The following is a 12,124-nucleotide window of genomic DNA, read 5'->3' as shown; positions in this document are numbered from 1 at the left end:
CTTACGCCACCCCAGCCATGTCATCCAGGATCGGACAGTCCGGCCGCTCGTCGCCGTGGCAGGCATGGATCAGCTTCTGCAGCGTCGAACGCATCGACTGCAATTCGCGCACCTTTTCCTCGATTGCCTTGACATGGGCGCTGGCGATTTCGCGCACGTCGTGGCTGGCGCGGCCGCGGTCCTGATAGAGCGCCATCAGCTGCCTGCAATCGTCGATTGAGAAGCCGAGATTGCGTGCCCGGCGCAGGAAGGCGAGCCGATGGATGTCCTCGCCGGAGTAGTCGCGATAACCGTTGTCGGCCCGCGACGGGCGGATCAGGCCGATCTCCTCATAGTAGCGGATAGTCTTGGCCGGCAGGCCGGAACGCTCGGCGGCATCACCGACATTCATGGCGCTCTCCTACGATCCTTAGGGCAGCTCGGGACAGGCCCATTGATTTTGCTTCACAATCCTGTGACGCCTGTTGCCGAAATGCCGCAGTTCGCGACTTACCGGCAGGGAAGGTCTTGCATATAGGCAGTGTCCGCTTGGCAAGCAAAAGAAATGCCAGCATGAATGATGGCAACAAGGCGGCCGACTCGTGCCGCCAGCATCGAGACGGGGCGTCGGACTTATTCATGCGCTTGAAGTCGTTTGCAATCTTTGCCGCACTTGCGCTGTCGACCGCGGTCAGCGGCTGCAGCACCATCGGCGGTCAGTTGTTCACCAACAACTATGGCGCGATGACCGACGCCGGCTATCAGCTGCCGCGCATCCCGATCGAAAAGGTCCCGGCCAGGTATCATCGCCAGGAAGTGCGCTACGACAGCTCGGAAAAGCCGGGCACAATCATCGTCGATACCCAGAACAAGTTCCTCTATTTCATCGAGGGCGACGGCATGGCGATGCGCTACGGCATTGGCGTCGGCCGCCAGGGTTTTGAGTGGCATGGCACCGCCCATATCGCGCTGAAGCGCGAATGGCCGACCTGGACGCCGCCGCGCGAGATGATCAAGCGCCAGCCGGAGCTTGCCAAATTCGCCAACGGCATGGAGCCGGGTTTGATGAACCCGCTCGGCGCGCGCGCCATGTACCTGTTCAACAAGGGCGGCGACATGGGTTACCGGCTGCATGGCAGCCCGGAATGGTTCTCGATCGGCAAGGCGATGTCCTCGGGCTGCATCCGGCTGATGAACCAGGACATTATCGACCTCTACGACCGCACCTCGGTCGGGGCCAAGGTCATCGTTATGTAAGAACCATGATCCCGAAAAGTGGAAGCCGGTTTTCGGAAAAGATCATGGTCAACTAAAGAGTTTCGCAGGCGGACCGTCTAGGCAACAACAAGACGTCCTGAAAACAGAAAACCGGGCTGTTGGGGCCCGGTTTTTTGTTTTTGCGGTTTGCTGCGTGTTGCAACGCGACGCCCTTTGAGAGTTCGCCCTGCTGAATCCATATGGTTTGGTTTTCGAGAACCGGAGCGGAGCGTACATTTAAGTACGTGAGCACCGGAAGCGCAGGAAACCGAGCCAGATGGTCAGCAGGGTAGAACTATCAACGGGCGTCAGGCGACCTGTTCGACCTGCTGCACTTCCGGCACAAAGTGGCGGAGCAGGTTCTGGATGCCGTGTTTGAGCGTCGCGGTCGAGGACGGGCAGCCGGCGCAGGCGCCCTTCATGTGCAGGAACACGGTGCCGTTCTCGAAACCGCGGAAGGTGATGTCGCCGCCATCCTGGGCGACCGCCGGACGCACGCGCGTGTCGAGCAGTTCCTTGATGGTGATGACCAGCTCCTCGTCGGCCTTGTCGTAGAATTCGCCGGTCTCGCCAGCGTCCGTCGCCGCAGCCGCCGAAGCCATCACCGGGGCGCCGGACATGAAGTGCTCCATGATGGCGCCGAGGATCGCCGGCTTCAGATGCTGCCAGTCGGGGCCGTCCTTGGTCACGGTGATGAAGTCATAGCCGAAGAAGACGCCGGTGACGCCCGGGATCTCGAACAGCCGGCCGGCCAGCGGCGAGGCCTCAGTCGCCGCATCGGCGTTGCGGAAATCGGCGGTGCCTTCGCGCAGCACTTCCTTGCCGGGAAGAAACTTCAACGTCGCCGGGTTCGGCGTCGATTCGGTCTGGATGAACATGGGTATCTCCAGGCCCCTCGGGGCCGATAGTTTGGAATAGTTCTAAATAGGCTCTATCGGCTGGACATTCAAGCGAAACACGTCGCCTGAATGGCTGGCTGGGTGGAATGTTTTTACAGCTTCTATCGCAGACGTCGAGGTGTATCGAGATTTCGGTCAGGCCGAGTCGAAAATGGTGGATTTCGAGAACCGGAGCGGAGCGTACTTTTTCGTACGTGAGCACCGGAAGCGCAGGAAGCCGTCATTTGCAGACCGGCCTCACCGGAATATCGATACACCTCAAGCCAAGCTGTCGATTTCCTCGTCGGACAGATTCTGCGGCACGACAGTGACCGGAATGGGGAAGGCGGCGCCGCGGCCGGCGACCGCGCTGACCAGCGGTCCCGGGCCTTCCTTGCCGGCGCCGGCCGCCAGCACCAGGATGGCGATGTCCTGGTCGTCCTCGATCAGCTTGTGGATCTCCTCGGTCGGCTTGCCCTCGCGCACCACCAGTTCCGGCTCGATGCCGACATTCTGGCGCACCTTGTTGGCGTAGCCGTCGAGCGCGCCGCGCGCGGTGGCGTTTGCTTCCTCGCGCATTATCTTCTCGACGCCCAGCCAGTGCTGGAAATCGTCCGGCTCGATGACATAGAGCAGCACCAGCACGCCGCTGGTGTGCTCCGCCCGCTTCGAGGCGTAGGCAACGGCGCGCTCGCATTCCGGCGTATCGTCGATGATCGCCAGGAACTTGCGGCGATGGCCGGCTTCGCGGCTGAGGCGTTTGGAGACCATGTCTATCTGCTCGGTATCAATTCGGCCGCAATCTGCCACCGCCACGGACCGGCGGCAAGCCGCCGGCGTGGCGATGCCTCCGGACCGGCGCAAGGTGCCGGCCGGCATGGTGATGAAAAGTCAACGAGGCAGGGGGGCGATCAGTCCTGCAGCAGGCCGATGATGTCGCGCACCGTCTTCATCGTGCCCTCGGCAATGGCGCGCGCGCGGTCGCCGCCATCCTTGAGCACGGCGTCGACATAGGCGCGATCGCCCTCGATGCGGCGCATCTCGGAAGCGATCGGCGCGAGCTTTTCCACCGCAAGGTCGGCAAGCGCCGGCTTGAACACGGAAAACTGCTGGCCGCCATATTCTCTCAGCACGTCTTCCTTCGAGATTTCGGCCAGCCCGGCATAGATGCCGACCAGGTTTTCCGCTTCCGGCCGGCTTGCCAGCCCGTCGATCTCGCTCGGCAAGGCTTCCGGATCGGTCTTGGCCTTGCGGATCTTCTTCGAGATCGTGTCGGCGTCGTCGGTCAAATTGATGCGCGACAGATCCGACGGATCCGACTTCGACATCTTCTTCGAGCCGTCGCGCAGGCTCATGATGCGCGCGGCCGGGCCGCCGATCACCGGCTCGGTGATCGGGAAATAGCCGTTCACGGTCTCCTCGCCGACCTGCATCTCGACGCCGACGCCGAGCGCGGCGATCTTCTCGGAGAAGTCGTTGTTGAACTTCTGCGCGATGTCGCGGGTCAGCTCCAGATGCTGCTTCTGGTCCTCGCCCACCGGCACGTGGGTAGCGCGGTAGAGCAGGATGTCGGCGGCCATCAGGCTCGGATAGGCGAGCAGGCCGAGCGAGGCGTTCTCGCGGTCCTTGCCGGCCTTGTCCTTGAACTGCGTCATCCGGTACATCCAGCCGATGCGCGCCACGCAGTTGAAGATCCAGGCGAGCTCGGCATGCTGGATGACCCGCGACTGGTTGAAGACGATGTGCTTCTTCGGGTCGATGCCGGAGGCCAGGAACGCCGCGGTGATCGAGCGCGTCTGGTCGCCGAGATCCTGATGGACCAGTTGCGCCGTCAGCGAATGCAGGTCGACGACGCAATAGATGCAGTCGGACTGTGCTTGAAGCGCGACGAATTTCTTGATGGCGCCGAGATAGTTGCCGAGATGCAGATTGCCGGTCGGCTGGACGCCCGAAAAGACGAGTGGCTTGAAGGCGGACATGAGTTCCTCATGGCTTGTGGAGGGCCGTTTCGCACGCGGCGAAAGTCTTTCGACGGGCGCGCTTATGGCCGAAGGGGACAACAGGATCAAGAGGCAGCCGGCTTGGCGCCTGCAATCTTCCCATCTTGGATTGATTGGCCCCGCGCTTATCCCCGTCCCGGGTGTCTATCATTGATCTAACTCATACAGTTTGCTACATTGTATGAGCTACATAGAGAAATGTAGGTGCGCGATGACCATCAACATCAACAACAAGGAAGCGGACAGCCTGACTCGCACCTTGGCGAGAATCGAGGGCGTCGGCATCACCGAGGCCATCGTGATCGCCATGCGCGAAGCCTTGGAGCGGCGGCGCAATCGCGAGACGCCGTTGCAGACGGCTGCTCGGCTCAGGGCCGAATTTGGAATTGAGTTGAGCGAGCAGGCGCGCAAGCCGTTGCCGCGCTCGATCTATGATGAACTGTCTGGCGAAGACTGATGTTCGTCGATGCAGCCGCTATTGTCGCGATGCTGAGCAATGAAGCTGAGGCCGGACGCTGTGCGCGAGCGGTCGTGGACGCCTCGGCTCCATTCACCTCGGCAATCGCTGTCTGGGAAGCGTCAATGGCACTATCTCGGCCAGAAAAGCTGGCAATACCGGTTGCCAGAAGCGCTGAGATTGTGAGCCGTTTTCTTGAAGAGCGCGCAATTGCCTTGCGCGAGCTTCCGCCGGCGCCAGAGGCTGCATCGCTATCCATCGAGGCCGCGTCCCGGTTTCGCAACAACGCCATCCGACTGAACCTGGCGGATTGCTTCCACTACGCTTGCGCGCGCCACTACGCCGTTCCGATGCTTTCCACGGCCGACGAATTCAGGCTCACGGATCTGGAGACTGTTCCGTAGTTGGTGGTGGCGCTGCTTTACCCGAACCGCGCTTCACATTCCTGCGGATCATGCCGAAGTCCGCGCCGCCGGTGGCGAAGGCGGCGATGAAATAGAGCGCCGCACCGCCGCCGACCAGCGCGAATAACGTCGTCGCTTTGACCACCAGTGGCGAGCCAGGCCCGATCTGCGTGGCAAAATGGCGCTCGGCGAAGTAGAGCGCCGTGGCCATGATCACCGCCGACAGCACCAGCCGCGGAATGCGCTTCAAGAGCGGGATGTCGCGGCCCCAATGTCCGCGCTTGATCAGCATGGCGAGAAGCATCAGCGCGTTAACCCAGCCGGCAATCGCCGAAGCCACCGCGATGCCGGGCGCGCCCATCGAGGGAAACAGGCTGAGCGCCGTGACGACGTTTACGCCGACCGAGAGGGCGGCGAAGATCATCGGCGTGCGCGTGTCCTCGCGCGCGAAATAGCCGGGCGTGAAGGCCTTGATCAGCACGAAGGCCGGCAGGCCTAGGCCGAAGATCGCCAGGATCGAGGCGACGATCGGCGTCGAGTGGTTGGCGGCGAAGGCGCCGCGCTCATAGACCAGCCGCACGATCGGCTCCGACATCACCCAAAGTGCTGCCGCCGCCGGCAGCGTCATGAACAAGGTGAACTCGACCGAGCGATTCTGCAGGTTTGCGGCCTCTTTCAAATTGCCCGATTTCAGCGCCCGCGACAGTTCCGGCAACAGCACGATCGCCACCGCCACGCCGACGACGCCGAGCGGCAGCTGGTAGATGCGGTCGGCATAGGCCAGCGACGACACGGCGCTGTTTTGCGCGGAAGCGATCGCCGTGCCGATCAGCTGGTTGATCTGGGTGATACCGCCGGTGATCGCCGCCGGCAGCGCCAGGATCAAGAGCCGCTTGACGTTGGGCGTCATCTTCGGCCGGCGGAAACCGATCGAGATGCCGGCATTGCGCACCGCGATCCAGACGATGGCAAGCTGCACGATGCCGGCCGCCAGCACGCCCCAGGACAGGCCGAAGCCGACATCATGCGCGTCGAGCCCGTGATACCAGGCATAGCCGAGCACGCTGATCAGGATGATGTTGAGGAAGGCCGGCGCGATCGCCGCGGCGAAATAGCGGCGCAGCGAGTTCAGCATGCCGGCCATCATGGCGGCGAGTGACATGCAGATCAGGTAGGGGAACATGATCGTCGCGAGCCGGACGGTCGTCTCGAACTTGCCCGGAATGCCCGCAAAGCCCGGCGCCACCAGGTAGCGCACGATCAGCGGCATCGCCAGTTCCATGGCGATGGTCAGCGCCAGAAGCGCCGAGAACAGCACGCCGAACACTTCCTCCGAAAAGCGCTTGGCGCCCTCATTGCCGTGCTGCTCGATCTCCTTGGCGAAGAGCGGCACGAAGGCGGCGTTGAAGGCGCCTTCGGCGAACAGCCGGCGGAATGTGTTGGGGAACTGGAAGGCGGCGTTGAAGGCGTCGGCGACCGGCCCGGTGCCGAGGGCCGCCGCCATCAGCATCTCCCGGCCGAATCCCAGCGCGCGGCTCATCAGCGTGCCGGAGGCGACGGTGGCGAATTTCTTGACAAGGCTCATGCGGGGAATGACTGCCGGAAAGATTGCGTCAAATGGATGGTCACTCGGCCGCCACCTTGGCCTTGCCGTTGCGTTCGGACGAATTGCCTTCGAGCGTATCGATCAGTCGCTTGTGGATGGTGGCGGTGCGCGTCGGGCTGTCGATCTTCTGTCCCGTCAGGTCGGTGACATAGAAGGTGTCGATGACCTTCTCGCCGAAGGTGGTGATGTGCGCCGATGCGATGTCGAGCGACAGGTCCGACAGTGTTCCGGTGATCTCCGACAGAAGACCCGGACGGTCCAGCCCCTCGACCTCGATCACCGAAAAACGATTCGACAGCGTGTTGCGGATCTCGGCGCGCGGCTGGATGCGGAACGCCTTGGCGCCGCGCTTCGGCTTGGTGCGCTTCTCGATCATCTCGGGCAGCCAGCTCTTGCCGGACAGCACGTCCTCGATCAGCCGGCCGACGCGCTCGGCGCGGCGGCGCTCGTCCTCGTCGAGGTCGAATTCCCGCGAGATCAGGATGGTGTCCAGCGCCCGCCCGTCCGAGGTGGTGAAAATCTGCGCATCGACGATGTTGCCGCCGGCGGCCGCGCAGGCGCCGGCAATGATCGAGAGCAGGCGCGGATGGTCCGGCGCCAGCACGGTGATCTCGGTCACCGCCTCGAACTCATGCGTCTTGACCATGGTGGCGAGCTTCTTCCCGGTCGCGTCCGCCTCGCGGATGAATTCGGCATGGCGCAGTTGATCGGACAGATCGACGGTCAAAAGGTAATTGTCATAGTGCAGGCCGGCATAGCGCTTGCGCTCCTTGGCCGGCCAGGCCGACAGCGCCTCAAGCAGCCGCTCGCGCGCCGCCGCCGTGCGTTGCGCCCGCGACACTTCCGAAAAGCCGCCGGTCAAGAGCAGTTCGGTCTCGTAGTAGAGCGTGCGCAAGAGCTGCCCCTTCCAGCCGTTCCACACGCCCGGGCCGACGCCGCGAATATCGCAGACGGTGAGGATGAGCAGCAGCTTCAGGCGTTCGACCGACTGCGCGATGGAGGCAAAATCCTCGATCGTCTTGCGGTCGTTGAGGTCGCGCGTCTGTGCCGTCATCGACATCACGAGATGGTTCTCGACCAGCCAGGAGACGGTCTCGGTGTCGGCCGCCGACAGCCCCATATGTGGGCAGATCCGCCGCGCGATCTTGGCGCCGGCTTCCGAATGGTCTTCCGGCCGGCCTTTGGCGATGTCGTGCAGCAGCACGGCGACATAGAGCGCCTCGCGGCTCTTCTTCAGCCCGGGCATCAGCGTATGTGACAAAGGATGGACTTTTTCGCCGTCGCCGCGCTCGATCTCGGCCAGCACGCCGATGCAGCGGATCAGATGCTCGTCCACCGTATAATGGTGGTACATCGAGAACTGCATCATGGCGACGATCTTGCCGAAGTCGGGGATCAGCCGGCCGAGCAGCCCGGCCTCGTTCATGCGCCTGAGATTGAGCTCGGCGTTGCGGTCCGAGGTCAGGATGTCGAGGAACAGCCGGTTGGCTTCCTCGTCGCGCCTGAGCGACTTGTTGACCAGCCAGAGCGAACGGGTGAGCAGCTTCAGCGCGTCCGGGTGGAATTCCAGCCCGTGCTTGTCGGCAAACCAGAACAACCTCAGCAGGTTGACCGGGTCGCGCTCGAACACGCCGTCATCGGCGACGTTGATGCGATGATTGTCGACGATGAAGTCGGAGGTGCCGGCAAGCTTGCGCTTGCGGCGCTGGAAGGTGAGGAAGATGCGGTTGAAGCCGGGCACATGCTTGGCCTGCTCTTCCTCGAGCGCCGCGCAGAAGATGCGGGTCAGGTCGCCGACATCCTTGGCGACGAGGAAATAGTGCTTCATGAAGCGCTCGACCGCCGACAGGCCGGGATGCGTCGTGTAGCCGAGACGCTCGGCGATCTCGCGCTGGATGTCGAAATGCAGCCGCTCTTCCGCCTTGCCGGTCAGGAAATGCATGTGGCAGCGCACCGCCCACAGGAAATCCTCGGCCTTCTGGAACTCGCGATATTCGGCCTCGGTGAAGACGCCTTTCTCGACCAGTTCCTCGCCGGTGCGAACGCGATAAAAGTATTTGCCGATCCAGAACAAGGTCTGCAGGTCGCGCAGCCCGCCCTTGCCGTCCTTGACGTTGGGCTCGACCAGATAGCGGCTCTCGCCGGCCTTGGCGTGGCGCTCGTCGCGCTCGGCGAGCTTGGCCTGCACATATTCCGGCCCGGTGGTGCGCACCACTTCGTGGTCGAAGCGCGTCAGCAACTCGTCATAGAGCTTCTGCTCGCCCCACAGGAAACGGGCTTCGAGGATCGAGGTGCGGATGGTGATGTCGCTGCGTGACAGCCTGAGGCACTCATCGATGTTGCGGGTGGCGTGGCCGACCTTCAGCCCCATGTCCCACAGCATATAGAGCATGTATTCGACGATCTGCTCGCCCCAGGGCGTCTGCTTGTAGGGCAACAGGAAAAGCAGGTCGATGTCGGAACCCGGCGCCAGCGTGCCGCGGCCGTAACCGCCGACAGCGACCACCGCCATGCGTTCGGCCGCCGAGCGGTTCTTTACCCGGTAGACATGGGTCGCGGCGAAATCGTAGAGCGCGCGGATCAGCTCATCCATCAGATGCGACAGCCGCTCGGCGCAGGCGCTGCCGCCGCCATCCTCCATCAGCATGGCCTCGGCGACCTTGCGGCCCTCGGCAAGCCTAGCCTTGAGCAGTTGGAGAACGGCTGCTCGAACCGCCGGCCCTGAGCCGTCGCCGGCGCTTGCCGCCGTCAGCGTGGTCAGGTCGCGGCGCAGAGCGTCGCCATCGATGATTTCGTCGAGTTTCAGGGAGATCTTTGCCATTCGGCGGCGTCTATAGCGCGTTTTATGCGCGCTGTGTATGGGGGCGGGCGGAGCGCTTTGCGATGGCGGATAACCGACGGCTGGTGATCTATTTTCCGAAAGTCCGATCCGGCCCTTGACCTTCCAGTTACTGGAAGCACTACCTCCGCCTCAATTCGAGAATTCCGAGGCATAAAGCATGAGCCATTCCGAGCATCATCACCATCATGCGCATGGCGCTTCCTGCTGTTCGGCGAAAAACACCGCGCCGGCCGCCGAGGCGGTGATTCGCGACCCGGTCTGCGGCATGACGGTCGACCCGGCCGCCGGCAAGCCGACGGCCGAGCATGGCGGCCGGACATTTCACTTCTGCAGCGAGCGCTGCCGCGGGAGATTCGTTGCCGATCCGCAAAACTACCTGACGGCGACCGATCCCGTCTGCGGCATGAGCGTCGACCGGGCGAGCGCGAAGCACTTCCTGCGCCATGAAGGGCAAGGCTTCTATTTCTGCTCCTCCGGCTGCAAGGCCAAGTTCGAGGCCGACCCGGCAAAATACCTCGCCGGCCGGCCGGAGCCGCAGGAGATGCCCAAAGGCACGCAATACACCTGCCCGATGCATCCCGAGATCGTCCGCGACAAGCCGGGCTCCTGCCCGATCTGCGGCATGGCGCTGGAGCCGATGGGCGTGCCGACCGGCGACGAGGGTCCGAACCCGGAGCTTGTCGATTTCACCCGCCGCTTCTGGGTCAGCGCCGTGCTTTCCGTGCCGCTGCTGGTCATCGCTATGGCGCCGATGCTGGGCTTCAGCTTCGAAAACCTCATCGACGGCCGCACCAAGACCTGGGTTGAACTGGCGCTGGCGAGCCCCGTCGTGCTGTGGGCGGCGTTTCCGTTCTTCCATCGCGGCTGGGACTCGATCCTCAACCGCAGCCCCAACATGTGGACGCTGATTTCGCTGGGTGTCGGTGCGGCCTATCTGTTCAGCCTGGTCGCGACGCTGTTTCCGGATGTCTTTCCGCACCAGTTCCGTGGCCATGACGGCACTGTCCCGGTCTATTTCGAGGCCGCCGCCGTCATCGTCGCGCTGGTGTTCCTCGGCCAGGTGCTGGAACTCAAGGCGCGCGAGCGCACGGGCTCGGCCATCCGCGCGCTGCTTGACCTTGCGCCGAAGACGGCGCGGCTGATCGGCGCCGACGGTTCCGAGAAGGACGTGCCGCTCGACAGCGTGAAGTCCGGAGATCGGCTGCGCGTCCGCCCCGGCGACGCCGTGCCGGTCGACGGCATCGTGCTGGAGGGCCGCTCGGCAATCGACGAATCGATGATCACCGGCGAGCCGCTGCCGGTCGAAAAGACCGAAGGCGACGCTCTTACCGGCGGCACACTGAACAAGAACGGCTCGCTGGTCATGCGCGCCGAAAAGGTCGGCGCCGAGACGACGCTGTCGCGCATCGTCGAGCTGGTCGCCAAGGCGCAGCGCTCACGCGCGCCGATTCAAGGGTTGGCCGACCGCGTTTCCTTCTATTTCGTCCCGGCAGTCGTTCTGGTCGCCGTTCTGGCCTTCGCCGCCTGGGCGGTCTTTGGTCCCGAACCAAGCCTGATCTTTGCAATCGTCTCGGCGGTGTCGGTGCTGATCATCGCTTGTCCCTGCGCGCTGGGTCTCGCCACGCCGATGTCGATCATGACCGCGACCGGTCGCGGCGCGCACGCCGGTGTGCTGATCAAGGAAGCGGCTGCGCTCGAGCGTTTTGCATCGGTCGACACGCTGATCGTCGACAAGACCGGCACGCTGACGGAAGGCAAGCCGCGGCTGACCGATGTCGTTGCGGCCGGGGGCATCGACGAGAATGAGTTGCTTGCGCTTGCCTCGGCGCTCGAAAAGGGTTCGGAACATCCGCTGGCCGAGGCGATTCTCGCGGGCGCGGCCACGCGCGGCCTGAAGCTGGCTGAGGCGTTCGATTTCGCCGCCGTCACCGGCAAGGGCGTCTCCGGCGCAGTGTCGGGCAGGAAGGTTGCGCTCGGCAATGCGGCGATGATGGCCGACCTCGGCGTCGAAACGCCGGCGGCCGGTGCCGAGGCGATGCAGGCCGAGGGCAAGACGGCCATGTTCGTCGCCGTCGACGGCAGATTCGCCGGCATCGTCGCCGTCGCCGATCCGGTCAAGGCAACGACGGCCGAGGCGATCAAGGCCCTGCACGACAAGGGCCTCAAGATCGTCATGGCGACCGGCGACAACGAGCGCACTGCCCAGGCCATCGCCAGGAAACTCGGCATTGACGAGGTGCGCGCCGGCCTGCTGCCGGAAGAGAAGGCGGCGCTGGTCGAGAGCCTCCGCGCCAAGGGCGCCGGCATTGCTATGGCCGGTGACGGCGTCAACGACGCGCCGGCGCTGGCCGGCGCCGATGTCGGCATCGCCATGGGCACCGGCGCCGATGTCGCCGTCGAAAGCGCCGGCATCACGCTGGTCAAGGGCGATCTCAACGGCATCGTCAGGGCTCGTACATTGGCTCAGGCAACCATCCGCAACATCCGCCAGAACCTGTTCTTCGCCTTCCTTTACAACGTGCTCGGCGTGCCGGTCGCGGCCGGCGTGCTCTATCCGCTCACCGGCACGCTTTTGTCGCCGATGCTGGCGGCCGCGGCGATGAGCCTGTCCTCGGTGTCTGTCATCGCCAATGCCTTGCGGCTGAGAACATTGAAACTCTGAGCAAAACCCCCAGATACGAAACCAACCACAAGGAGACCT

General features: G+C 63.7%; 10 protein-coding genes. 4 read left to right on the top strand and 6 right to left on the bottom strand.

All coding sequences use genetic code 11. The features are described 5' to 3' along the window. Window position 1 precedes the first annotated feature (1 nt). Window positions 2-391, bottom strand: a complete 390-nt coding sequence (gene cueR / locus FJ988_RS02045; protein ID WP_140815074.1) for a Cu(I)-responsive transcriptional regulator — start codon at window positions 389-391, stop codon at window positions 2-4. 227 nt (window positions 392-618) lie between these two features. Between cueR and FJ988_RS02040 the strand changes: the two genes are divergently transcribed. Further along, window positions 619-1,236 carry a L,D-transpeptidase gene (locus tag FJ988_RS02040; RefSeq protein WP_140815073.1) on the top strand — a complete coding sequence of 206 codons (618 nt, stop codon included), beginning with the start codon at window positions 619-621 and terminating at the stop codon, window positions 1,234-1,236. Window positions 1,237-1,544: 308 nt separating this feature from the next. On the opposite strand, the gene FJ988_RS02035 is transcribed toward FJ988_RS02040, so the two are convergent. The 3 genes from FJ988_RS02035 to trpS all read right to left on the bottom strand — a co-directional run bounded on the left by FJ988_RS02035 (window position 1,545) and on the right by trpS (window position 4,093). Further along, complete coding sequence (locus FJ988_RS02035; RefSeq protein ID WP_140815072.1) at window positions 1,545-2,114, bottom strand: NifU family protein; 570 nt, start codon at window positions 2,112-2,114, stop codon at window positions 1,545-1,547. A 279-nt stretch (window positions 2,115-2,393) separates the two neighbouring features. Further along, complete coding sequence (locus FJ988_RS02030; RefSeq protein ID WP_140815071.1) at window positions 2,394-2,885, bottom strand: universal stress protein; 492 nt, start codon at window positions 2,883-2,885, stop codon at window positions 2,394-2,396. A gap of 140 nt (window positions 2,886-3,025) precedes the next feature. Continuing rightward, entirely contained in the window at window positions 3,026-4,093 is a 1,068-nt protein-coding gene (gene trpS, locus FJ988_RS02025) for a tryptophan--tRNA ligase (RefSeq protein WP_140815070.1), read from the bottom strand. Between the two features lie 232 nt (window positions 4,094-4,325). Here trpS and FJ988_RS02020 point away from each other — a divergent pair, with 232 nt between their 5' ends. Further along, window positions 4,326-4,571 (top strand): type II toxin-antitoxin system VapB family antitoxin, encoded by a 246-nt coding sequence (locus FJ988_RS02020; protein WP_140815069.1) that lies wholly within the window; start codon window positions 4,326-4,328, stop codon window positions 4,569-4,571. Next, entirely contained in the window at window positions 4,571-4,975 is a 405-nt protein-coding gene (locus FJ988_RS02015; protein WP_140815068.1) for a type II toxin-antitoxin system VapC family toxin, read from the top strand. The genes FJ988_RS02020 and FJ988_RS02015 overlap by 1 nt, the downstream gene beginning before the upstream one ends. Here FJ988_RS02015 and murJ read toward each other — a convergent pair. Both murJ and FJ988_RS02005 read right to left on the bottom strand, forming a co-directional pair. Beyond that, on the bottom strand, window positions 4,950-6,560 hold the full coding sequence (murJ, locus tag FJ988_RS02010) for a murein biosynthesis integral membrane protein MurJ (protein WP_140815067.1): 1,611 nt from the start codon (window positions 6,558-6,560) through the stop codon (window positions 4,950-4,952). The two genes, FJ988_RS02015 and murJ, sit on opposite strands and share 26 nt — an antisense overlap. Before the next feature lie 40 nt (window positions 6,561-6,600). Continuing rightward, window positions 6,601-9,402 carry a [protein-PII] uridylyltransferase gene (locus FJ988_RS02005; protein WP_140815066.1) on the bottom strand — a complete coding sequence of 934 codons (2,802 nt, stop codon included), beginning with the start codon at window positions 9,400-9,402 and terminating at the stop codon, window positions 6,601-6,603. 178 nt (window positions 9,403-9,580) lie between these two features. Between FJ988_RS02005 and FJ988_RS02000 the strand changes: the two genes are divergently transcribed. Continuing rightward, a complete protein-coding gene (locus FJ988_RS02000) occupies window positions 9,581-12,085 on the top strand; it encodes a heavy metal translocating P-type ATPase (protein ID WP_140815065.1) in 2,505 nt (834 codons plus the stop codon). Window positions 12,086-12,124: the final 39 nt, after the last annotated feature.

Origin of the sequence: Mesorhizobium sp. CU3 (assembly GCF_006442965.1) — a bacterium.
In the GTDB taxonomy this organism is placed as follows: Bacteria; Pseudomonadota; Alphaproteobacteria; order Rhizobiales; family Rhizobiaceae; genus Mesorhizobium.
Note: the sequence above shows the minus strand (reverse complement) of the source record. Positions and strands in the feature narration are given on the sequence as shown.

Excerpts from the sequence above, each read along its gene's own strand:
- cueR (WP_140815074.1), bottom strand. The coding sequence starts at position 391 with ATGAATGTCGGTGATGCCGCCGAGCGTTCCGGCCTGCCGGCCAAGACT.
- FJ988_RS02040 (WP_140815073.1), top strand. The coding sequence starts at position 619 with ATGCGCTTGAAGTCGTTTGCAATCTTTGCCGCACTTGCGCTGTCGACC.
- FJ988_RS02035 (WP_140815072.1), bottom strand. The coding sequence starts at position 2,114 with ATGTTCATCCAGACCGAATCGACGCCGAACCCGGCGACGTTGAAGTTT.
- FJ988_RS02030 (WP_140815071.1), bottom strand. The coding sequence starts at position 2,885 with ATGGTCTCCAAACGCCTCAGCCGCGAAGCCGGCCATCGCCGCAAGTTC.
- trpS (WP_140815070.1), bottom strand. The coding sequence starts at position 4,093 with ATGTCCGCCTTCAAGCCACTCGTCTTTTCGGGCGTCCAGCCGACCGGC.
- FJ988_RS02020 (WP_140815069.1), top strand. The coding sequence starts at position 4,326 with ATGACCATCAACATCAACAACAAGGAAGCGGACAGCCTGACTCGCACC.
- FJ988_RS02015 (WP_140815068.1), top strand. The coding sequence starts at position 4,571 with ATGTTCGTCGATGCAGCCGCTATTGTCGCGATGCTGAGCAATGAAGCT.
- murJ (WP_140815067.1), bottom strand. The coding sequence starts at position 6,560 with ATGAGCCTTGTCAAGAAATTCGCCACCGTCGCCTCCGGCACGCTGATG.
- FJ988_RS02005 (WP_140815066.1), bottom strand. The coding sequence starts at position 9,402 with ATGGCAAAGATCTCCCTGAAACTCGACGAAATCATCGATGGCGACGCT.
- FJ988_RS02000 (WP_140815065.1), top strand. The coding sequence starts at position 9,581 with ATGAGCCATTCCGAGCATCATCACCATCATGCGCATGGCGCTTCCTGC.